Origin of the sequence: Photobacterium sp. WH77 (assembly GCF_022014395.1) — a bacterium.
Taxonomy (GTDB): domain Bacteria; phylum Pseudomonadota; class Gammaproteobacteria; order Enterobacterales; family Vibrionaceae; genus Photobacterium; species Photobacterium arenosum.
Map to the genome: position 1 here is coordinate 222,877 of NZ_JAKLTE010000001.1, position 22,822 is coordinate 245,698.

Annotated in this window: 22 protein-coding genes; 18 read left to right on the top strand and 4 right to left on the bottom strand. The window is 51.0% G+C overall.

All coding sequences use genetic code 11. The features are described from left to right. Positions 1-26: 26 nt before the first annotated feature. From dsbC to L6J37_RS00990, 6 genes are all read left to right on the top strand, one after another. The gene (dsbC, locus tag L6J37_RS00965) at positions 27-749 is read left to right on the top strand and encodes a bifunctional protein-disulfide isomerase/oxidoreductase DsbC (RefSeq protein WP_192015548.1); all 723 of its coding nucleotides are present in this window, start codon (positions 27-29) and stop codon (positions 747-749) included. Positions 750-940: 191 nt separating this feature from the next. After that, on the top strand, positions 941-2,668 hold the full coding sequence (recJ, locus tag L6J37_RS00970) for a single-stranded-DNA-specific exonuclease RecJ (RefSeq protein ID WP_237793819.1): 1,728 nt from the start codon (positions 941-943) through the stop codon (positions 2,666-2,668). 175 nt (positions 2,669-2,843) lie between these two features. Further along, positions 2,844-3,942, top strand: a protein-coding gene (prfB, locus tag L6J37_RS00975; RefSeq protein ID WP_237793820.1) for a peptide chain release factor 2 whose coding sequence is annotated in 2 segments (ribosomal slippage) — positions 2,844-2,918 and positions 2,920-3,942 — 1,098 coding nt in all. Because the reading frame shifts where the segments join, the coding sequence is not laid out codon by codon here. A gap of 31 nt (positions 3,943-3,973) precedes the next feature. After that, positions 3,974-5,476 (top strand): lysine--tRNA ligase, encoded by a 1,503-nt coding sequence (gene lysS, locus L6J37_RS00980; protein ID WP_192015551.1) that lies wholly within the window; start codon positions 3,974-3,976, stop codon positions 5,474-5,476. A gap of 215 nt (positions 5,477-5,691) precedes the next feature. Beyond that, a complete protein-coding gene (locus tag L6J37_RS00985) occupies positions 5,692-6,099 on the top strand; it encodes a hypothetical protein (protein ID WP_237793821.1) in 408 nt (135 codons plus the stop codon). A gap of 195 nt (positions 6,100-6,294) precedes the next feature. Next, positions 6,295-7,623: a sigma-54-dependent transcriptional regulator gene (locus L6J37_RS00990; protein ID WP_375713940.1), complete on the top strand. Its 1,329-nt coding sequence runs from the start codon at positions 6,295-6,297 to the stop codon at positions 7,621-7,623. A gap of 5 nt (positions 7,624-7,628) precedes the next feature. Here the strand turns inward: L6J37_RS00990 and L6J37_RS00995 are convergent, their stop codons facing one another. Continuing rightward, the gene (locus L6J37_RS00995; RefSeq protein ID WP_192015554.1) at positions 7,629-8,054 is read right to left on the bottom strand and encodes a PACE efflux transporter; all 426 of its coding nucleotides are present in this window, start codon (positions 8,052-8,054) and stop codon (positions 7,629-7,631) included. 107 nt (positions 8,055-8,161) lie between these two features. Between L6J37_RS00995 and L6J37_RS01000 the strand changes: the two genes are divergently transcribed. Next, positions 8,162-9,043 carry a LysR family transcriptional regulator gene (locus L6J37_RS01000; RefSeq protein WP_218383393.1) on the top strand — a complete coding sequence of 294 codons (882 nt, stop codon included), beginning with the start codon at positions 8,162-8,164 and terminating at the stop codon, positions 9,041-9,043. 434 nt (positions 9,044-9,477) lie between these two features. Beyond that, a complete protein-coding gene (locus L6J37_RS01005; RefSeq protein WP_192015556.1) occupies positions 9,478-9,723 on the top strand; it encodes a hypothetical protein in 246 nt (81 codons plus the stop codon). Between the two features lie 89 nt (positions 9,724-9,812). Here L6J37_RS01005 and L6J37_RS01010 read toward each other — a convergent pair whose 3' ends face one another. Then, entirely contained in the window at positions 9,813-10,847 is a 1,035-nt protein-coding gene (locus L6J37_RS01010; protein WP_192015557.1) for an NADP(H)-dependent aldo-keto reductase, read from the bottom strand. A gap of 164 nt (positions 10,848-11,011) precedes the next feature. Here L6J37_RS01010 and L6J37_RS01015 point away from each other — a divergent pair, with 164 nt between their 5' ends. Continuing rightward, complete coding sequence (locus L6J37_RS01015) at positions 11,012-11,314, top strand: DUF6482 family protein (RefSeq protein WP_192015558.1); 303 nt, start codon at positions 11,012-11,014, stop codon at positions 11,312-11,314. 12 nt (positions 11,315-11,326) lie between these two features. On the opposite strand, the gene mutH is transcribed toward L6J37_RS01015, so the two are convergent. Then, positions 11,327-12,007, bottom strand: a complete 681-nt coding sequence (gene mutH / locus L6J37_RS01020) for a DNA mismatch repair endonuclease MutH (protein WP_218383391.1) — start codon at positions 12,005-12,007, stop codon at positions 11,327-11,329. 634 nt (positions 12,008-12,641) lie between these two features. On the opposite strand from mutH, the gene rppH reads away from it, so the two are divergent. From rppH to L6J37_RS01045, 5 genes are all read left to right on the top strand, one after another. After that, a complete protein-coding gene (gene rppH, locus L6J37_RS01025) occupies positions 12,642-13,163 on the top strand; it encodes an RNA pyrophosphohydrolase (protein WP_192015560.1) in 522 nt (173 codons plus the stop codon). Positions 13,164-13,182: 19 nt separating this feature from the next. After that, entirely contained in the window at positions 13,183-15,438 is a 2,256-nt protein-coding gene (gene ptsP / locus L6J37_RS01030; protein ID WP_237793822.1) for a phosphoenolpyruvate--protein phosphotransferase, read from the top strand. An 8-nt stretch (positions 15,439-15,446) separates the two neighbouring features. Continuing rightward, positions 15,447-16,235, top strand: coding sequence for a sulfite exporter TauE/SafE family protein (locus tag L6J37_RS01035; protein WP_370630663.1), 789 nt, complete (start codon positions 15,447-15,449; stop codon positions 16,233-16,235). A 96-nt stretch (positions 16,236-16,331) separates the two neighbouring features. Further along, positions 16,332-17,138, top strand: coding sequence for a prolipoprotein diacylglyceryl transferase (gene lgt / locus L6J37_RS01040; RefSeq protein WP_192015563.1), 807 nt, complete (start codon positions 16,332-16,334; stop codon positions 17,136-17,138). Between the two features lie 92 nt (positions 17,139-17,230). Beyond that, positions 17,231-18,082, top strand: coding sequence for a thymidylate synthase (locus tag L6J37_RS01045; protein ID WP_192015564.1), 852 nt, complete (start codon positions 17,231-17,233; stop codon positions 18,080-18,082). A gap of 184 nt (positions 18,083-18,266) precedes the next feature. On the opposite strand, the gene L6J37_RS01050 is transcribed toward L6J37_RS01045, so the two are convergent. Beyond that, positions 18,267-19,409, bottom strand: coding sequence for a Na/Pi symporter (locus L6J37_RS01050; RefSeq protein ID WP_192015565.1), 1,143 nt, complete (start codon positions 19,407-19,409; stop codon positions 18,267-18,269). 496 nt (positions 19,410-19,905) lie between these two features. On the opposite strand from L6J37_RS01050, the gene nhaA reads away from it, so the two are divergent. The 4 genes from nhaA to L6J37_RS01070 all read left to right on the top strand — a co-directional run bounded on the left by nhaA (position 19,906) and on the right by L6J37_RS01070 (position 22,723). Then, entirely contained in the window at positions 19,906-21,087 is a 1,182-nt protein-coding gene (nhaA, locus tag L6J37_RS01055; protein ID WP_192015566.1) for a Na+/H+ antiporter NhaA, read from the top strand. A gap of 20 nt (positions 21,088-21,107) precedes the next feature. Then, on the top strand, positions 21,108-21,374 hold the full coding sequence (locus L6J37_RS01060; RefSeq protein WP_237793824.1) for a hypothetical protein: 267 nt from the start codon (positions 21,108-21,110) through the stop codon (positions 21,372-21,374). 111 nt (positions 21,375-21,485) lie between these two features. Beyond that, positions 21,486-22,373: a transcriptional activator NhaR gene (gene nhaR / locus L6J37_RS01065; protein ID WP_192015568.1), complete on the top strand. Its 888-nt coding sequence runs from the start codon at positions 21,486-21,488 to the stop codon at positions 22,371-22,373. Positions 22,374-22,432: 59 nt separating this feature from the next. Beyond that, positions 22,433-22,723: an ArsR/SmtB family transcription factor gene (locus tag L6J37_RS01070; protein WP_192015569.1), complete on the top strand. Its 291-nt coding sequence runs from the start codon at positions 22,433-22,435 to the stop codon at positions 22,721-22,723. Positions 22,724-22,822: the final 99 nt, after the last annotated feature.

Below are 22,822 nucleotides of genomic sequence, written 5' to 3' on the forward strand. Positions count from 1 at the left end.
GCCAACGATTTGTTAAGGATGTTTTCATGTCATTTTCCCGCCGTCCCCTGCTTGTTGCACTGGCTGCGTTCACGGCTTTTTCTGCCAGTGCAGAACCTGATGTCCGTGCCATTGAAGCTACGTTGAATCCACTGGGCCTGACTGCAGCGTCAGTGACGCCATCACCGCTTAAGGGTATGAACGAGGTGGTGACCGAACGCGGTATTATTTATATGTCTGATGACGGTCAGTATTTTGTTGCAGGTCACCTGTATCAGTCTGTGGACGGTGAACCTGTCAATCTGACTGAACAGAAAATGGCCTCAATCAACAAAGACAAACTCAAAGGCATGGAAAGCGAAATGATCGTCTATCCGGCCAAAGATGAAAAATACGTGGTGACTGTCTTTACCGATACCAGCTGTGGTTATTGCCGTAAACTGCACAGTGAAATGCAGGCCTACAACGACGCAGGTATCACTATCCGTTATCTGGCTTTCCCGCGCGGTGGTGAGCGTTCGCAGAATTTCGGTGAGATGAGTGCTATCTGGGCATCGAAAAACCGGGCGCAGGCCATGGATGACGCCAAGAAAGGCAAACTGAATATTGAGCAAAGTCCGCATAATGACTCGCTGGTGATGAAGCATTACCAGTTGGGTGTGGCAATGGGCGTGACAGGTACGCCTGCGCTGGTGCTGGAAGACGGGACTATGCTGCCTGGCTATCAACCGGCTAGCCGACTGCTGCAATTTCTCAACAGCCGCAGTTAATTATTGCCTCTGCTGATCAACAGCCCGCAGTCCTTGCGGGCTGTTGCGTTATTCGTATTCGGGGGGATTTTCTGATCGGTCAGTCTTGTGAGCCCGATGCTGGATTGGCCTGTTCGGGTACCCGCCGCTGCGGTTTTTTGGTATAACACCTGCTCATTTTTCCCATCTGCCAATCGCCATTAAGTAGTCTAATGAAAATCGAAATCAAGCGTCGCCCTGAAGCGGATACCTCGGGTTTTTCCTCTGAGATCCACCCTCTGCTGAAGCGTATTTATGCCAGCCGGGGGTTGCGCTCTGACACAGATCTGGAGCGCGGCGCTAAGGGGCTGCACAGTTATGACCAACTTAATGGTATTGATGCTGCCGTTACTCTGCTGATTGATGCATTGCGTGAACACAAGCGCATAATTGTGGTGGGCGATTTCGATGCCGATGGTGCCACCAGCTCAGCGCTTTCTGTTCTGGCGCTGCGCCAGTTAGGTTGCCGCAATGTCGATTATCTGGTGCCGAACCGTTTTGATGATGGCTATGGCCTGAGCCCGGAAGTGGCTGAGCAGGCCGCAGCCCGTGGTGCGGAAATCATCATGACGGTGGATAACGGCGTCTCGTCGGTGGCTGGAGTGGCGGCGGCGAAAGAAAAAGGTATCCGGGTGCTGGTGACAGATCACCACTTACCGGGTGACGTCCTGCCAGCCGCAGATGCTATCGTCAATCCGAATCTGCACAGCTGTGACTTTCCGTCCAAGGCGCTGTGCGGGGTGGGGGTGGCTTTCTATCTGATGCTGGCACTGCGGGCGGCGCTGCGTCAGCAGAACTGGTTTATCGAGCAGGGGATCCCTGAACCCAATTTAGCCGGGTTATTAGATTTGGTGGCCCTGGGCACAGTGGCCGATGTGGTCGCACTGGATGGCAATAACCGGATTCTGGTGCATCAGGGCCTGCAGCGCATTCGCGCCGGGCAATGCCGGCCGGGGATTCAGGCGCTGATCGAAGTGGCGAATCGCGATCCGTCCCGGCTGGTGGCCAGCGATCTGGGTTTCGCGCTGGGCCCGCGCATTAATGCGGCGGGTCGTCTGGATGACATGTCTTTTGGCGTTGAACTGCTGTTGTGCGAAGACATTCAGTCGGCGCGGCGAATGGCGGTCGAGCTGGACGGCCTTAATCAGACACGAAAAGAAATTGAACAGGGCATGAAAGAAGAGGCGCTGGCGATTTGCGAGCGTTTGAAATTCAGCCAAAAAGACATGCCCTACGGACTGGCGCTGTATCAGGCGGACTGGCACCAGGGAGTTATCGGCATTCTGGCATCGCGGATCAAAGAGTTGTACCACCGCCCTGTGATTGCCTTTGCGGCGGCGGGCGAGGGCGAAATTAAAGGGTCCTGCCGGTCGATACCCGGCCTGCATATGCGTGATGTGCTGGATCTGATCGATACCCGTAACCCGGGGATGATCCTCAAATTTGGCGGTCACGCCATGGCTGCGGGATTGACGCTCGCCGCTGATAAGTTTGAAGCATTCAGCAAAGCCTTCGATCAGGTTGTCCGGGATGAGCTGGATGAGTCTGCCCTGCGCGGCATCTTACTGACTGACGGTGAGCTGGCGGCGCAGGAGATGACGATGGACACGGCCGAGCTGATACGCGGTGCCGGTCCCTGGGGGCAGCAGTTCCCGGAACCGAGCTTTGATGGCCGTTTCCGCTTGCTGCAGCAGCGTCTGGTCGGCAGCAAGCACTTGAAAATGATGCTGGAACCTGTCGCTGGTGGCAGCATGATAGATGCCATTGCATTCAATATTGATGTCCGGCGCTGGCCGGATGCCTCGGTACAGCAGGTCAACCTAGTGTATCGTCTGGATATTAATGAGTTTCGGGGTAATCGTAGCGTTCAGCTGATGGTTGAGTACCTCGAGGCGATATAATCTGTCTATCGGTGAAGCTGTCGCTTCACCGTTTTTCTTTTGTCCGAAAATCCATGCTGTCAATATTGCGAGTGATATTTTGAATAAGTTTTGTGATCCTCTGTTTATTCCTGCCGCAATTCGCTAGAATCCTCCGGTTATGTCCGTTTCGGCGAAAAGGCTAAGAAGAGTGGCAATGTTCGAAGTTAATCCTATTAAAAACCGTCTTGAGGATGTGTCTGCACGGACCGACATCCTTAGGGGGTACCTTTGACTACGATGCTAAAAAAGAGCGTCTTGAAGAAGTCAATGCAGAATTAGAGCAACCTGATGTCTGGAATGAGCCAGAGCGTGCTCAGGCATTAGGAAAAGAGCGCGCAGCGCTGGAAGCTGTGGTGGAAACCATCGACCAGCTGGATCAGGGCGTCGAAGACGTCGAAGGTCTGCTTGAGCTGGCGATCGAAGAAAGCGATCAGGAAACCTTTGACGAGATTGGTCTTGAACTGGACGAGCTGGTTAACAAGCTGGAACAGCTTGAATTCCGTCGTATGTTTGCCGGTGATCACGATAGCGCAGATTGCTATGTCGATCTGCAGGCCGGTTCTGGTGGCACAGAAGCCCAGGACTGGACATCTATGATGCTGCGTATGTACCTGCGCTGGGCTGAAGCCAAGGGCTTCAAAACAGAAGTGATTGAAGTCTCTGAAGGCGATGTGGCCGGACTGAAATCCGCCACGGTGAAAATCAGCGGTGAGTACGCTTATGGCTGGCTGCGCACTGAAACCGGCGTTCACCGTCTGGTGCGTAAGTCGCCGTTCGACTCAGGCGGCCGTCGTCATACGTCTTTTGCATCGGCTTTTGTGTATCCGGAAGTGGATGACAATATTGCTATCGATATTAATCCGTCTGATTTGCGGATTGATGTTTACCGTGCCTCAGGCGCGGGCGGTCAGCACGTAAACACCACGGAATCTGCGGTACGTATTACCCACGTACCTACCAACACTGTTGTGCAGTGTCAGAATGACCGATCTCAGCATAAGAACAAAGATCAGGCGATGAAACAGCTGAAAGCTAAGTTGTTTGAACTGGAAATGCATAAGCAGAACGCCGAAAAACAGGCGAATGAAGATGCGAAGTCTGATATTGGCTGGGGCAGTCAGATCCGCTCTTATGTGCTGGATGATTCCCGAATCAAAGATCTGCGTACCGGTGTCGAGAACCGCAATACCCAGGCGGTGCTGGACGGAGACCTGGACCGCTTCATTGAAGCTAGTCTGAAGTCCGGTCTTTAATGCCGGCCCCGAACTGTTGTTAAGGTTAACCATGACTGAACAAGTACAAGACGAAAACAAACTGATTGCAGAGCGCCGCGCGAAACTGGAACACATTCGTCAGGATTGCAAAGCAAACGGCCACCCGAATGATTTCCGCCGCGATAGCCTGGCTGCTGATCTGCAGGCCGCTTTTGGTGATAAAACCAAAGAAGAGCTGGAAGAAGCCAACAACATTGTTGCGATTGCCGGTCGTATTATGGCCAAGCGTGGCCCATTCCTGGCGATCCAGGATGTCTCCGGCCGTATTCAGGCTTATGCGTCCAAAGACGTACAGAAAGAGCTGAAAGAAAAATATTCAGGTCTGGATATTGGCGACATCATCGGTGTGAAAGGGGCTTTGCACAAGTCCGGCAAGGGTGATCTGTACGTCAACTTTGACGAGTACCAGCTGCTGACTAAAGCGCTGCGTCCATTGCCTGAAAAATTCCATGGTCTGACTGACCAGGAGCAGCGTTACCGCCAGCGTTATGTGGATCTGATCGTTAACGAAGATTCACGCAACACTATGCTGATGCGTTCCAAAGTGGTCAATGCGATTCGCCAGTTCATGACCACTAAAGGGTTCATGGAAGTGGAAACGCCTATGATGCACGTGATTCCTGGTGGCGCGACTGCGCGTCCGTTTATCACGCACCACAACGCGCTCGACATTGATATGTACCTGCGTGTTGCCCCTGAGCTGTACCTCAAGCGTCTGGTGGTCGGTGGTTTTGAGCGTGTATTCGAAATCAACCGTAACTTCCGTAACGAAGGTTTGTCGCCGCGCCATAACCCAGAATTCACTATGATGGAATTCTATATGGCGTATGCGGATTATCGTGATCTGATGGATCTGACCGAAGACATGCTGAGCTCTATTGCGCAGGATCTGTGCGGTTCCACTGGTCTGCCATATGGCGATGAAGTGATTGAATTTAAAGGTCCGTATCCGCGTCTGAGCATGCTGGACGCCATCAAGCAATATAACCCGAACCATGACACCATTCAGACCCTGACCTATGAGCAGGTGCAGGATCGTGATCTGATGGTGGGTATCGCGAAATCGCTGCACATTCAGGTTGAACCTTTCTGGACCTGCGGTCAGTTGCTGGAAGAAATCTTTGGTGAAACGGCCGAGCCTAAACTGCTGCAGCCAACATTCATCACTGAATATCCTGCTGATATTTCACCGCTGGCGCGCCGTAATGATGACAATCCGTTCATTACCGACCGTTTTGAGTTCTTCATTGGTGGCCGTGAAGTGGCCAACGGCTTCTCGGAGCTGAACGATGCAGAAGATCAGGACCAGCGCTTCAAAGCCCAGGTTGATGCCAAAGATGCCGGTGATGATGAAGCTATGTTCTACGACGCTGATTACATTACAGCGCTGGAACATGGTCTGCCACCAACGGCGGGTCAGGGGATTGGTATCGACCGCCTGGTGATGCTGTTTACCAACAGCCATACCATTCGTGACGTGATCCTGTTCCCGGCAATGCGTCCGCAGAACTGATGTGTTGAGACAATGCATCCCTTTAAGCCACTTCTGCAGAAGTGGCTTTTTTATGCCTTCAAAGCGACACAGGAGCGCGAAGTCGCGCAGCTGGCTGAAAGGTAAAACGTATTTCAGCGATGTTTAACATTTTTTGTTATCCGGTATAGATGATTTTATGAGTAAAGTGTCATAATTCAGGCTTTGTAGTGATGTGAACAACGTTAGGCTGATAAATGAAAAAAACGATCATTCCTGCTTTTGGCGCCATGGTGCTTACCGGCTGTGCAGCAATGGCACTGACTCAACCGCCGACAGAGTTTGTCGGTTCGCTACCTGAAGAGTGGAAACAAGAATTCACTAAGTTTAATGATTTACCTCCAGAGGGAGATCGGGGCGAAGTGCGTCAGTACCACTTTGACAGTGAGCGTTCACTGTTAACTATTATTCGCCAGTTACGCAGCACACGGTGGAACTGGCAGCTGGATGCGTCAAAAGTGAAGTCCGCTCTGGTTGATGTTGCCTGTGATAATTTTGGTGATGCCATTGCCATGGGGCTGGGGGTACGCTTTTGGTACACAGGTGCTGGCGGCTTTGTCAGTGAACCCGTGACGAACGAAGCCTGTATAGCAAAAAAATCCTAATCTCCATTTTTTAAACCTTATCCTCTTGAAGCCCTTCTGGAAATATCACCTGTTTTAGTTATTACAGGTGATATTTTTGTTATCTGGCGATCCTGTCTCTTATACTTGTTGAATACTGTTTTGCATTTTTATGATCAGAACCACTGTAGCAGTCTGGCTCCGAATGGTGCTGCTATCGCTGAAATGGGTGAATGAATGGGAATGGATGCGCGCAAGGATATCTGGCACGGTGAACTGGTGTTGCTCGGGGGACACACTATCCCCTGGCTGAATGCGTTGAAGCAGGCCGGATGGATTTGTCATCACTGTCACGATCTGCGGGCAGCAGAAACCTTATTACTTGAAACCGGCCCTTGCCTGGGGGTGGTTGATCTGAGCCATGATGATTTCAGTCTGCAGGCGATTGCCAGTCTGGTCAACCGGCACAAGCAGGTACGATGGCTGGCCCTGGTCAGAGACGAGCAGCTCAGCATCGAATCTGTCTGCCAGTTTATCGTCAGTTTTTGTATCGATTATTTTACCTCGCCGATTCCTGAATCCCAGTTGCTGAAAACTTTAGGCCACCAGCGCGGTATGCTGACACTGGAACGCAAAGTCTGGCCAAAGCTCGGTCACTTCGGCCAGCAGGGACTCCAGGGCAATACACCTGTCATGAAAAAGCTGCTGCAGCACGTGAAACGTCTGGCGGCGGCGGACATGCCGGTATTGATTCAGGGGGAGATAGGTACAGGCAAGGAAGTGGTTGCAGAGGCCATTTTTCAGGCTTCAACCCGCGCCAAAGGGCGTTTTGTTACCGTGAATTGCTCAAGTATCGGCCAGAGCTGGGCGGTGAAGGGAACTGAGTCTGAGTGCTGTTTTGAGGCGGCCAGAGACGGTGTGCTGTTTCTCAATGAAGTCACCTCATTACCTCAGGATCGCCAGCAAGAGCTGGTTCAGTGGCTGCAGGACGGGCGCTTTACCAAGGAAAACGGCTCTGAGGTCAGTGCTGAGCCCAGGCTGATCGCTGCGACACATTATCCGCTTGATACTTTAGTCAGCGAAGGGCGGCTGTGCAAAGCGCTTTTCTATCGGCTGAATGTGCTTAGCCTGACGGTACCGCCTCTGCGTGAGCGCGGAGACGATTTACTGATGCTGGCCGATGCATTGCTACTCAAGTATGCCCGCCAGTATAACTGCGGAGTGAAAGCATTTTCTGACAATGCCAGACAGGCCATAGTCACCTATAACTGGCCTGGCAATGTACAGGAGCTGATCGGGCGAATAAAACGGGCAGTGCTGCTGACAGAGCAGAAGAATATTGAGGCCGATCATCTTGAGCTGCCAAGGCAGGCCGATGATAAACAGAGTTTGAAAAAAATCCGGGAAGAATCAGAGCGCAGCGCCTTGTTAAGTGTACTGGAGAATAACCGGGGACAAATTTCAGCGGCGGCCCGTGAGCTTGGCGTATCCCGCGCCACTATGTACCGGCTGCTTAACAAACATGACTTGATCCCGCCACCGCGGGATCTGAGCCAGAATTCTTAACCACGTCAGGCCGTCTGTGTTTCAGGCAGTGGAAACACTTTGTCGTAGGTCAGGTTATAAACATATGCGTAAATCAGATAGAAGATCACCAGGCCAATATCCATCACCAGCGCCTGCCATAAACCGATCTCCAGCCACCAGGCCATGATAGGCAGCGTCAGCCACAACAGACAGAGCTCAAAGCCCAGCGCATGCACCATGCGGTGTTTGGTGCTTTTGTGCACATGGCCAGCATACTTCAGCATGGCTTTATCAAACCACAGGTTATAGACATAGTTCCAGACGGTGGCAATCACTGAGAACACAATGCCCAACAGTCCAATTTTGGCCATGTCGAACCCAAATCCCTGACTCAGCACCAGGGTGATGAGCACCAGCGCAATCAGTTCAAAACCGACGGCATGACGAATTCTGTCCCAATGCGTACGCATACTCTTAACCTCTTAGTGAAAAACGTAACCGGGGGATATACTAAGTTAAATACAGATAGATAAAAGTTAGTTACTATCGTAATAACAGATAGGTTAAGGGTTTTAAATTGGACTTCTCTCTTGAACAGCTCAGGGCATTTGTCACCGCGGCGGAAACGGGGTCGTTTTCGGCCGCGGCCCGCAAGCTGGGTAAAGCGCAGTCGGTTATCAGCACAGCTATCGCTAATCTGGAGACGGATTTCAACCTGATACTGTTTGATCGCAGCGGTAAATGGCCGGTGCTGACACCTAATGGTGACGCCTTACTGGTTAAAGCCAGGCGGGTGCTGGCACAGTGCGGGGAGCTGCAAGTGGCTGCCGACAGTTTTCAGCAGGGGGTGGAGCCCAAGTTAACCCTGGTGGTGGAATCAATGGCGATGATCCCGGCACTGGCAGACACGTTGCAGCAGTTTGAATCCAGCTTTCCGTTCGTGGAGGTAGAAATTCTGACTGTAGGCATGGGCGATGTGGTGAAACTGCTCAATGAAGGCCGGGCACAGCTGGCGCTTATGGTGCAGTTGTCTTTCCTGCATTCTGATATCGCTGTCCATGGCCTGGGACAGATTGATGTCTGGTGTGTGGCGGCCAGTAATCATCCACTGGCGGCACTGCAACAGGTGGATTGGCCGGATCTCAGACAATACCGGCAAATATTACTGACAGGCCGCTATGGTCAGGACAGCGAAGAATGGCGGGTTTCTGATGCTATCTGGCGAACCGAGCACATTCTGTCTGCGCTGGAACTGGTTCAGCGAGGGATCGGCTGGACAGTATTACCCGCTGACATGGTCAGAGACAGAGTGCTGGCCGGGCAGGTCGTCAGACTGGAACCTGCCTTTGAGGCACAGGCATGGAAGCAACCGATAGATCTGGCATGGAGCAGCCGGCATGCTTTGGGTCCGGCGGGCAAAGCGCTGCTGACTATGATGAAAACCATGAAACTGTCCTGACAGAAACTGGACGGCTGAATGGTATCTGCACTGAAAAAGAGGAATGCGCTGACATTTTAAGCTAAACAAAGAAATCTATCTGGCTTGGCCTGCAGTCTTGTGCATTCGGTGGAGTATTTCCCTTTTTATCCTGTAATCCAAAATAACTTCTTGTTTTTGATGTACTATCAGGCAAAAATAACACCCATATCACATCATTCTATCTTATAACCAGGAGGAACACACAATGAGCACATTCAATACTAAATGTCTGCGTCCTGCTGGTGTTAAGGATCACACTTCCCATCAGCACTGAGATCATCGATCTTAGTTACTTTTTACAGTAATACACTCTGTAAATGGGCCGCGGATACGTCTGTCGCGGCTAGTATGTTGTCAGCCTGAAAACGGTCGTATTTGCGTCCCTCCATTTTATCAACCTGGAGAGCACACTTATGCGCCAATCAGTCTATTTACGTTTTGCTGTTTTACTTATCCGTCTTGATTTACACCGTGAAGAAGAAGCATGGCGTCGCGAGCACCGACGTATGCAGGTTCATCTGCCACATTTATCGCCACATATTCTCAAAGATATGGGCATCGACAAAGACCTGCGTGTGGATTCAGCCCTGGTCAGTCTGCGAGTCAGCCGTAAAACACGTCATCTGAGGCGAGCGTTGAGGTGGCGAAGTCTGACGTAATCTCTGGCCTTACTCTGCGGAGTAAGGTCTGAAGAACACTGATAGCCCCCATTTAGATGGGGGCTTTTTTTCAGTTTGGAAAAATAGGGTTAAGGGCAAGGATTCGAATAGGTGATGCCAACTTGTTCTAAGTCTGCCAGGACGTCTGCACTGAGTTCCACCGACAGGCTGTCGATGTTGGCCTCAAGCTGAGACAGGCTGGTTGCACCAATCAGGGTTGAGGCATTAAACGGCTGCTGGTTAACAAAGGCCAGGGCCATTTGCGCCGGATCCAGACCGTGTTTTCTTGCCACTTTGACATAGGCTTCCGTGGCAGCCACACCTTGCGGCGTGAAATAACGGACAAAGCGGTCAAACAGCGAACAGCGGGCACCGTCGGGTTTTTTGCCATTGAGGTACTTACCGCTTAGGGTGCCGAAGGCCATCGGAGAATAAGCCAGTAATTTTACCCCTTCATAATGGCTGATTTCAGCCAGACCTACTTCAAAGCTGCGGTTGAGCAGGTTATAGGGGTTCTGAATGGTCACCACCCGTGGCAGGTCATGCTTCTCAGCCAGGCGCAGGAAAGACATCACACCCCATGGGGTCTCGTTAGACAAGCCGATGTAGCGAATTTTGCCTGCCCGTACCAGTTCAGCCAGTGCCTCAAGTGAGTCTGTCAGCGTGACACCGGTATTGGCGTCGGGATAAGGGTAATTGAGCTTGCCAAAGCAATTGGTTTCTCGCTGGGGCCAGTGCAACTGATACAGATCGATATAGTCTGTTTGCAATCTTTCCAGGCTGTTTTCAACGGCTTCGTGAATATTTCGCCAGTCGAGTGCCATATTGTCGCGGATGTGGGGGACATTACGGGGGCCGGCGACTTTGGTCGCCAGAATCACTTGGTCGCGTTTACCTGATTTCTTCAGCCAGCTGCCGATATAGGCTTCGGTCAGCCCCTGAGTGTCAGCTTTCGGCGGTACCGGATACATTTCAGCGGTATCAATCAGGTTGATACCGCGCTCCAGAGCAAAATCAAGTTGGCTGTGTGCCTCGGCTTCAGTATTTTGCTCACCAAAAGTCATGGTGCCCAGGCCAATCTGGCTGACTTCAAGGTTTGAATGGGGGATCTTATGGTATTTCATTTGCCCTCCTTGGACCGCAAATTCTCCCTGACTATAACCTAGGAAAGGGTTACTGAGAAGCCGCAGTAAAATGAAGCAGTTATCTCATAGGCTGCACAGTCAAACCTTGCTGATACGCGAATGTTCGCACATAGTTAAAACAGTTCCCTTGAAAAGGAGTGATCATGAAACTGTCCCAATTCAGGCACTGGGTAAAGTCACCCGGAGAAGAGGTCCCTAAGTGCGTACTGACCAGTTATGCGGGTCGGGCTGATTATCTTATGGAAGTTGAATATAAACATCATCTTGAGCCATTAAAGGATGACGATGACAACATGCTGCATTTTCAGACTATGGAGCAGGTGAGGGATTTTCTGCGGCCACTTGGGATCAAGTCGATCACATTAAGGACGATTGATCCTCATGATGAATTCTCACTGGATGGTAAACCTGAGTGTTGCCAGGATGACATGACTATCAATGTATAGTCCGCTCTGTTATCAGAGCATAAAGTGGCGTTTGAGCAGTTCGGCGGTGAACTGGGTTTTGAGGTAAAAACCCCGGGGCAAGGTTTTGATCGGGTGGCCGTCTGCGCCGTAAGCATCGGTCTGTACTCTGCTGTTGGCGGCTTTGGGTCTCAGCTGCAGGACTTCACCATGGCGGGCTGTAATCTGCTCCACTTTTCCCAGTACGATCAGTTCCATCAGCTCTTCCCAGTCCTGGCGTAACCGGGCTTCTTCGTCGGCAGATGGACTCCACAACAGAGGAGAGCCGACATGGCGTTCAGTCAGCGGGATTTCACGCTCACCTTCTACGGGGATCCACAGGACCCGGGCGAGTTTGTGCCGGATATGGCTGTTTTCCCAGTTCACGCCCTGCAAGCCAATCAGAGGGGCAACGCAGACAAAGGTGGTTTCCAGTGGTTTGCCCAGATGGCTGATGGGAATAGTTTTGAGTTCAATGCCCAAATTGGCGAAATCAGGGACGGGCTGGCTGCCTGCCGTTGCCCCCAGATGCCATTCCAGCAACTGGCCCACCCAGCCTTTATCCCGGCGCAGATCCGGTGGGGCGATTTGTCCTGCCAGCTCAGCCAGCTCACCCAGAGTAAAGCCGGCCAGCGCCTGTGCCCGGCTGAGGAGTTCTGATTCTGAGTTAGGAGCGGGTTGTCTGGAGATCGTCATTAGGATGAGTAACTTTTCAAAAACGTGGCTATGCATTTTAACACATTTGATGCTTTGTGCTGCTGAATGACTGTCGGCTTGATCAGACTGTTTGCGTAGGATCCTGGGATTAAGATATCCACAGGTACTTTTTTGAACAATGTGTCTACTGTGTGAGCTGGACGTATTCACAGGGTTTTGTGCAGTATTTAAACGCCTTTGCGATGATTATTTGACCATTAATCATCAGAGCGTGTGGATAAAGCCGAGGGTGGTTGATCTTTGACCAGTGGCAATGATCCTCTGGAAAGTCATTTAATCTGTAGCTGTATTTTAAATTCAATATCTACGTAAGTGATTGATTTTTAGTTATTTGTTGTTTTTTGTGCACTAGTGACGCAGTTGTTTGGATCCTGATTTATTGTTGATTAAATGGACAATAGGAGAGCTTCTACACACAACTATCCACAGAAAGCGTGAATAAATGTGGGAGAGGTCTCATTTCTTTGTTTATAACCTCTGAATTCCTCTTAAGTTATCCATAAAGTGAGTGCTAGGTAGGAAAAAACAGTGATTGATGACAATGAATGTTTACCCTGAGGCTAATTCTGTGAAAAAATCACTGTTAATTGATATTTTTACTTGAGGTCGTCCAGTGATTGATGGCGATGGATATCGCCCTAATGTGGGGATAGTTATCTGTAACAGCCATGGCCAGGTATTTTGGGCTCGACGATATGGACAACACTCTTGGCAGTTTCCACAAGGCGGTATTGATGAAGGGGAAACCCCGGAACAGGCCATGTACCGTGAACTGTATGAGGAAGTGGGTCTGACCAAAAAAGACGTCAGGATTCTGGCATCCAGCCGCCATTGGCTGCGATACAAGTTGCCTAAACGTCTGGTAAGGTGGGATTCCAAACCAGTTTGTATCGGACAAAAGCAAAAGTGGTTTTTGCTGAGTCTGGAATGCGATGAGTCTAAGGTGAACATGCAGCGTGGCAGTACACCGGAGTTCGATGGCTGGCGTTGGGTCAGCTACTGGTATCCGGTTCGTCAGGTTGTGTCCTTTAAACGGGACGTTTATCGCCGGGCGCTGAAAGAGTTCGCGGCGATGGCGATGCCTTTCAAGGAGCGCAAGGAACGCAAGTTAAAACGTAAACACAAGCGGAGTTAACCTAGGGAAAGTAACGCTTATGCTGACCCAGCTAAGAGAAATTGTAGAGAAAGTGGCCAGTGCTCCGACATTACTCGAGGCGCTGGATCTGCTGGTCGTCAGTATTTGCCAGGCAATGAAGACTGAGTGCTGCTCAGTCTACATTGTTCACGAACACCGCAAGCAATATATGCTCATGGCTACCCAGGGGCTGACCAAGCCTTCTTATCAGGTCGGGCTTGGGTTTGATGAAGGCCTGGTCGGTCTGGTTGGCCGTCAGGCTGAGCCTGTCAATGTGGCCGATGCGCGCCAGCACCCTAACTTCAAACATATCCCAGGGACCAACGAAGAAACCTTCCGCTCCTTTTTCGGCACACCCATTATCCATCAGCGTAAAGTCCTCGGTGTATTGGTTATCCAGCAACGCGATATGCGTGAATTCACTGAAAGTGAAGAGTCGTTCATGGTGACACTGGCCGCACAGCTGGCGGTAATTCTGGCGCATGCCAAAGCGCAGGGTATGTGGCCAGGCCAGCGTGACGGACTGCATTTAACCGGTTCGGCCGCATCGACCGGGGTTGCCATCGCCAAAGCCTGGTGGGATGACAACCAGCCTCGGTTGGAAGCTGTGTCACCGGCCTCCTGTCTGGACAGAGAGTTTGAACAGGAACGCCTGAGCATTGCCATTGAGATGGCGAGTAATGAATTTCGCCGGTTGCGAAAACGCTTTGACAGCGAGCTGCACAAAGACACCCTGGCGATTTTTGATCTTTTCAGCCACTTGCTCAATGATCCCATGCTGCGTAAGGATCTGTTTTCCAAAGTGGCGGGCGGCGATCAGGCCGAATGGGCCGTCAGGCAGACAGTGGAGGCCTACTCTGTCCGCTTTGCCAATATGAAGGATGATTATCTGCGTGAACGGGCGCACGATATTCGCGAACTTGGCCAGCGCCTGCTGTTTTTCCTCCATAACGAAGAGGGTGTCGAGCACCAGTGGGATGCCCCGATCGTATTGCTGACCCGAGAGCTGACAGCCGCTATGCTGGCCAGTATTCCGCGCGATAAACTGGCCGCTGTGGTGGCTCAGGAAGGTGCCGCCAACTCCCACGCGGCGATCCTTTCCCGGGCACTGGGCATTCCTGCCATCATGGGGGTCGATTTTGTACCGGAGAAAGTCCACAACGCCCTGGTGGTGGTCGACGGTTATCGCGGCGATCTGCTCATTGAACCCAACCGGCAGATTCTGGCCGAATACAAGCGGTTACTGAAAGAAGAAAATGAGCTGACGGCTCTGGTAGAACAAGATCTGGATAAAGCGACGGAAACGAAAGATCAAGAAAGGATCTATCTGCATCTGAATGCCGGATTAAGTGCTGACACCAATATTGCAGTCAATAAAGGGGTCGATGGTGTCGGTCTGTACCGGACTGAAGTGCCATTTCTGCTGCAGCGCAGTTTTCCGTCGGAAGAAGAACAGGCTGCTCAGTACCGCTCAATACTGGCCTCTTACCCGGGTAAATCTGTGGTAATGCGCACCTTAGACATAGGCGGCGATAAACCGTTGCCTTATCTGACCATTGAAGAAGATAATCCTTTCCTTGGCTGGCGCGGTATCCGTTTTACCCTGGATCATCCTGAAATTTTCCTTATTCAGGTCAGGGCCATGCTCAAGGCCAGTATTGGCCTTGATAACATGGACATACTCTTGCCTATGATTTCCGGCATTCCTGAGCTGGATGAATCCAAAGCATTGATTGAACGTGCTTTCAATGAAGTGTCTGTGTACGCTGCCAGCAAAGGACAAGTGCTCAAGCGACCCAGACTGGGCATTATGATCGAAGTCCCGTCGATCTTATATCAGCTGCCGGCCCTGAAAGGGCGGGTCGACTTTATTTCGGTAGGCAGCAACGACTTAACGCAATATTTATTAGCTGTCGACAGGAACAATTCTCGTGTGGCCAGTGTCTATGATACTTTCCATCCGGCAGTCATTCAGGCACTGAAGCACATTCAGGATACCAGCCATGCGTTATCAATCCCGGTGAGCGTGTGTGGCGAACTGGCCGGTGATCCACTCGGCGCCATACTCTTGGTTGGCATGGGATACCGCTCTTTAAGTATGAATACCCGCAACGTTGCCAAAATTAAATATGTCCTTCGGCATGCAACTTTGGCTGATATGAAGCAACTTTCTGATAAGGCGTTACAGGCGACTTTCGGCCATGATGTCAGGCAAATGGCAACAGAGTTTGTCGAACAACGTGGTATGGGTGGCTTCATCCGGGCAGGTAAGTGATGCCGGATATGTTATGGCTGCTCCTGATGTGTCTGGGGCTGGGGGCTGTGGTCGGTCTGCTGGCAGGTTTGCTGGGTATTGGCGGGGGATTATTAATTGTCCCCGCTTTAGTCTGGATGCTACCCCAAACTGGTATTGAACCTGGATTAGTAATGCATATTGCTTTGGCAACCTCGCTGGCCTGTATTGTGCTGACGTCCGGCTCTTCGGCGCGCAGCCATTTGCGGCTGGGGAATGTGGATGTCTCTTTGGTCAGGTTGCTCGCTCCGGGTATGGTGCTGGGGGGCATTGCCGGGAGTGCTGTGGCCGAGTGGGTGCCTGCGGATTGGCTGCCCCGGATATTTGCTGGTATTGTGCTTTTACTGGCGCTGCAAATGCTGCTCTCCTTGAAAGTCACAGGGCGTCATCCTATTCCGGGTCGGGTTGCAATCGCTGGCAGTGGCAGTGTGATTGGTCTGGTGGCCAGTTTAGCGGGGATAGGTGGTGGTTCGCTGATCGTACCTTATCTGAGCTGGTATGGCGTAGAAATGCGCCGTTCTATCGGGACAGCTGCTTTTTGCGGGTCCATTATTGCTATAGCGGGCATGGCCGGATTTATTGTGGCGGGCAGCGGTGATGACAGTTTGCCGCCATACAGTCTGGGCTATGTGTATCTGCCGGCGCTGATCGGTGTGGCTTGCACCTCTGTCCTGACTACTCGATATGGCGCGCGTATGGTCAGTCACTTACCGACTCCGACACTAAAAAAAATCTTTGCCATCTTTTTGTTATTTGTGGGTGGTAAAATGTTGTTTTAACTCGGGTCAGTCACGGGGACTGGCATGAGACTTTTCATTGTGGGTACATGCTGTACCGCCGTGAACTTCTTTATTGATTAACCACGAGTATGTTGAATGAGCCAAGGTTATCTGACATTTCCAAACTTTGACCCAATCCTGTTTCAAATCGGCCCGCTGGCGATCCGCTGGTACGGATTGATGTACCTGCTGGGTTTTGTATTCGCGCTCTGGCTGGCAAACCGTCGTGCAGATAAGCCAGGCAGTGGCTGGACACGAGATCAAGTCAGCGACCTGCTGTTTGTTGGTTTCCTGGGTGTCGTGATCGGCGGCCGTGTGGGCTATGTCCTGTTTTATAACTTCGAAGTGTTCCTGGCCGATCCGCTTTACTTATTTAAAGTCTGGACCGGAGGCATGTCGTTCCATGGTGGTTTGTTAGGCGTCATGACCGCTATGGTCTGGTATGCCCACCGCAATAGCCGGCGTTTCTTCGACGTGGCAGATTTTGTGGCGCCGTTAGTACCGTTTGGCCTGGGCGCTGGCAGGCTCGGAAACTTCATCAATGGTGAGCTCTGGGGCCGGGTAACAGATGCGCCTTGGGGCATGGTTTTCCCGACAGGCGGACCGCTGCCTCGCCATCCTTCTCAGTTATATGAGTTTTTCCTGGAAGGCCTGGTATTGCTGATCATCCTGAATGTCTTTATCCGTAAACCGCGTCCGGCGGGTGCCGTATCCGGGCTATTCCTGCTGGGTTACGGCTCGTTCAGATTCCTGGTTGAATACTGCCGTGAACCCGATGCTCAGCTTGGCCTGTTTGCCGGCTGGATCAGTATGGGGCAGATTCTGTCTCTGCCTATGGTGATAGGCGGTGCACTGCTGATGGTATGGGCCTATAAGCGGGCCGGTAATCACCGTACTGCTTAACAGTCGTATCAGGCAGCCCGTTGGCTGCCTGATTTGTGATTATGGTATGCTTGCAGACAGATTTTCTCCCGCTATTTTGGGTTAACAGAGACATGAAACAGTATTTAGATTTATGCCAGCGGATTATCAGTGAAGGTGAGTGGGTTGCCAATGAACGTACAGGCAAGCGTTGCCTGACGTTGATTAACGCTGATCTGACTTATGATGTTGCCAACAATCAGTTTCCGCTGATCACCACGCGTAAAAGTTACTGGAAAGCGGCGATTGCAGAACTGCTCGGCTATCTGCGAGGCTATGACAGTGCCGCACAGTTTCGTGCGATCGGTTGTAACACTTGGAATGCCAACGCGAATAACAATCAGGCATGGCTGAGTAATCCACACCGCAAAGGTACCGACGACATGGGCCGTGTGTACGGTGTGCAGGGCAGAAGCTGGCGCAAGCCCGATGGCAGCACCCTGGATCAACTGCGGAAAATTGTTGATGATTTGAGCCGTGGCCTCGATGATCGCGGTGAGATACTGACGTTTTATAACCCGGGTGAATTTGAAATGGGCTGCCTGCGTCCGTGTATGCACACTCATACATTTTCGCTGTTGGGTGACAGCCTGTATCTGACCAGCTACCAGCGTTCTTGTGATGTGCCGCTCGGGCTCAATTTTAATCAGATTCAGGTGTATACCCTGCTGGCTCTGATGGCGCAAATCACAGGCCATAAAGCCGGCAAGGCCTACCACAAGATTGTCAATGCGCATATCTATGAAGATCAATTGGCGTTGATGCGAGATGTTCAGCTTAAGCGAGATCCGTATCCATCGCCCCGGTTGGTGATTAACCCAGAGATTAAATCACTGGAAGATCTGGAAACCTGGGTCACTATGGATGATTTTAAAGTAGAAGATTATCAGCACCATGAGCCGATACAGTATCCGTTTTCAGTCTGATAAAAGATAAAACCAGAGCCTCACGAATGTGGGGCTTTTTTATGCCTGAAAGGGCGTTAAAGCTGCTAACGGCCAGCCTGAGTATTCACTCTTGTTGTTGGTGCGATAGGATAGGTGGTTATCATCAGATGAAAAAAATCCCTGCTCGCAGCGAGCAGGGATTTTTTAGTATTCACAAGGCTACTTATGCAGTTAAGGCCAGAATGCTGCCAGGGATAATGATAAAGACCAGTCCCAGATAGGCCGCCACGGTTGATTTGCTTTTCACTGCCAGCTCGCCCAGGTAGATAGCCCCCTTCAGCGGCAGTTCACGCAGGAACGGCAAGCCAAAGATCAGCAGGGTTGCCAGCACATTAAAGCACAGGTGCACCAGCGCAATTTGCAGGGCAAACACGGCATGGTCGCCAGAAATGGCTGTTGCAGCCAGCAGTGCGGTAATACAGGTGCCTATGTTGGCTCCCAGCGTAAATGGATACACATCGCGTACTTTCAGCACTCCGGTACCGACCAGAGGCACCATCAAACTGGTCGTTGTAGAGGACGACTGCACGAGTATGGTTACAATGGAACCTGACACGATACCGTGTACCGGGCCACGGCCAATCGCACTTTTCAGGATGTCACGGGCACGGCCAACCATCAGGCTGCGCATCAGTTTACCCATGACAGTAATTGCCAGGAAGATGAGCGCGATACCAAGCGCAATCATAATGACACCGCCCATGGTGCCCAATGATTCCAGTGGCGCTTTTACGGCGTTCACTGCCGGTTTTGTCAGGGGCTTAATGAAGTCCAGTCCCTTCATACTCATGTCACCGGTCGACATCAGGGGTGAAACCAGCCAGGCCGAAATTTTTTGCAGCAGGCCAAACATCATTTCCAGTGGCAGGAAGATCAGGACGGCCAGCAGATTGAAGAAATCATGTACCGTAGCAGCAGAAAATGCGCGGCGGAATTCATCTTTACAGCGGGCATGGCCCAGACTGACCAGTGTATTGGTCATAGTCGTACCAATATTGGCACCCATCACCATAGGAATCGCGGTTTCAACGGGCAGACCACCAGCAACAAGACCCACTATGATAGAGGTAACTGTACTGGAAGATTGGATGAGAGAAGTGGCTACCAGACCGATCATCAGGCCTGCAACAGGGTGTGAGGCAAATTCAAACAGGGTTTTGGCCTGCTCTCCTACCGACCACTTAAAGCCGCCGCTCACCAGGGAGACCGCGACCAGCAGCAGATAAAGCATGAAAACCAGGTTTGCCCAACGAACCCATCGCATGGAGCTTTGTATTGGCTCAGCTGTGGTGGCTTGGGTAGTCATATTCTGTTCTCCGTGACATTGTGATGTCATTTTGGTGTCAGTTTTTTGAATGTTGCCGCGATAGTAGAGAACGAATATTTCAGAAATATGACACAGCGAAGCCTTTCTGTCATACCAGAGGATTTTGTGGTCAGGAGCAAAGAATGGGATCAGGATCTATCTTTTAATCTATGGGCTTAAGGCTGTGATTTTTTTGATAAAACGTTTATTAGTATTGAAGAGAAGGATGTCGAAAAAAAACAGATAAAAAATTTGCCGGGTGGGTTTTCAGTGTCATAGTGGTGGCAGCTTACTCTGGAAAGTGTGCTGTCACTGACCTGGGATGATAGTTAAATACTGCGGGTATTACGGTGTATTACTGTCAATGGCTCGGTTTTCCCGAGCTGTTGACTCTAAACAAACGATTTCACAGAGATGTCAGTAGGCGTCTACACTGTTTCAACCGCACATCAATAAAAAGTGTGATTTTACAGTGAGTAGTAAGGAGCTGCGGTCAATGACCGATGTAATTCTGAAATTCTTTAAATTAGAGTCTGCCGGCGGCATCTTGCTGATTGTTGCGGCGGCTCTGGCCATGATTATTGCCAACTCGCCTTTGCAGTCAGTGTATGAGGGCGCATTACATACTTATATTGCAGGCCTGTCGGTTGAGCATTGGATTAACGATGGTTTGATGGCGATTTTCTTCCTGGTGATTGGCCTGGAAGTGAAGCGTGAACTGATCGAAGGTGCACTGAATACTAAAGAGAAAGCGATTTTTCCGGCCATCGCCGCATTGGGTGGCATGGTCGCACCGGCTTTAGTGTATGTGCTTTTTAACTATGCCGATCCTGTGGCGATTGGTGGCTGGGCAATCCCAGCTGCGACAGATATCGCATTTGCGTTGGGTATTATGGCCCTCTTGGGTAATCGGGTACCGGTTAGCCTGAAAGTCTTTTTGCTGGCATTAGCAATTATTGATGACCTGGGTGTCATTGTTATCATCGCCTTGTTCTACAGCAGTGATTTGTCTGCCATTGCGCTGGCTGTGGCATTTGCAGCTACCGCCGTGCTCTTTATTATGCATGCCCGTAATGTTACTAACCTGGTCTGGTATATTCTGGTCGGGCTGGTGCTCTGGTTCAGCGTACTGCAGTCGGGCGTGCATGCCACGCTGGCGGGTGTCGTGCTGGGCTTTGCTATCCCACTTCAGGGGCAGAATAAGCAGGGCAAAGAAATCTCGCCGCTCAAGACACTGGAGCATGGATTACATCCGTATGTCGCGTATCTGATATTGCCGCTGTTCGCCTTTGCGAATGCAGGAATTTCGCTGGCAGGCGTATCGGCAGAAGGTCTGACCGCGATGCTGCCACTGGGGATTGCGCTGGGCCTGTTTGTTGGTAAGCCGCTGGGTATTTTTATCGCGAGCTATCTGGCAGTGAGAATGGGGATAGCGCGTTTACCTGAAGGTACAGGCTTTAGTCAGATATTTGCGGTGTCAGTGCTGTGCGGTATCGGTTTTACTATGTCGATATTTATTTCGATGCTGGCATTCAGCGGTGCTGATCTCGAGCTGATTACTTATTCCAAGCTGGGTATTCTGATCGGTTCGACCACCGCAGCTGTTGTCGGCTATATACTGCTGCACCGTTCGCTTCCGGCCGCCAAGGCCGTTAAGGACAGTCAGACATCATCGTGATCCGGGACAGGGAGGTGTTTATGAAAGCATTAATTGTACTGGTATTGGGCCTGAGTTCGGCCGGTGCCTCAGCGGCGGCGGCTGACTACAGTCACTGCCAGCAGCAGCTTGATAATGAGCTGTGCAAAGCCTATCTTACCGGCTTTGCGCAGGGGGTGAATCTGAACCAGGAACGGCAGGACGATACGCCTACCGGTTTTCTGGCCCGGGCGCTGGAGCAACGTGCGGGTGAGCGTTCCCGCCATTTGGTGTCAGCGGAAACAGTGACAGAGATACAGGCGCAATAATCTTTTTCCCGTCCCAAGACTCAGTGTCTTTTCGGATAAAAAACACATAGGATAACCCCAGGCTGACAAGGCCTGGGGTTTTTTATTTGTTGAGTATCGAGGCCTACGACAGTGTCGCACCTGAATTACAATCACCTGTATTATTTCTGGATGGTCTGCAAGCAAGGGTCAGTGACCAAAGCGGCCGATGCATTATTTCTTGCTCCGCAGACAGTGACGGGCCAGATAAGAGCGCTTGAGGAAAGGCTGAACGGAAAGCTGACAAAAAGGGTTGGCCGCAACATTGAGCCCACAGAGCTGGGACAGCTGGTCTTTAAGTACGCCGACAAAATGTTTGATCTCAGTTATGAATTACTGGATATCGTGAATTATACCCAGCGCGAGAATCAGTTGCTGGAAGTCGGGGTCGCGGATGCGCTGTCAAAACGCCTGGTCAGTAAGATTTTGATGGCGGGTATCCCGGAAGATGAGCGCATACATTTGCGCTGCTACGAGTCGACGCATGAAATGCTGCTGGAGCAATTGTCTCAGCATAAGCTGGATATGATTTTGTCTGATTGCCCGGTGGACTCCACACAGAGCCCTGGGTTGTTCAGTAAAAAACTGGGCGAGTCAGGGATGAGCTTTTTCTGTTCGGATGCAGATAAGTCACTCAGTTTTCCTGCCTGCCTTGAAGAGTACAAGCTGCTGGTACCGGGACGCCGTACGGCTATGGGACGTAAACTGCATCATTGGTTTGATCAGCAGGGGATCACGCCCAACATATTGGGTGAGTTTGATGATGCGGCGTTAATGAAAGCGTTCGGCGCGTTTCGAAAATCTATGTTTGTGGCACCTTCGATTTATGCCGAAGAGATCGAACAGTCGCATACCGTACGCGAAGTGAAGCGAGTAAGAGCGATTCGGGAGGAATATTACGTTATTTTTGCAGAACGTATGATCATGCACCCTGCGGTGAAGAAAATTTGCGAAGCCGACTTCAGAAAATTGTTCAAATGACCGCCTTTTTCAGTGATAGAAGTCAATAGATAAATCACTGAAGTTCAAGCGGTGGAAAGATGGAAACCATAAAGTTACATCACAGTGCTCCTCAGGCAGTGTCTTTGCTTAAGGCTATGGCTAATGAGCGGCGGCTGCTGATTTTATGCTACTTGCTGGAAGGAGAGTTGTCGGTTGGAACGATGAGTGACCGTCTGGAATTAAGCCAGTCGGCCTTGTCACAGCACCTTGCCTGGCTAAGGCGCGATGGCCTGGTGGCGACACGTAAAGAGTCGCAGACTGTGTTCTACAGGCTGAGAAGCCAGGAAGTGAAGTCGATGATTCAGCTGTTGCAGCAAATGTACTGCTAGGCACTTATTACCAGCCTGGTACGAGACGTTAAAGTAAATAGCGGATATAAAAAAACCGGCCATAGCCGGTTTTTTTATTGCTGTAGCATCAATGCACTG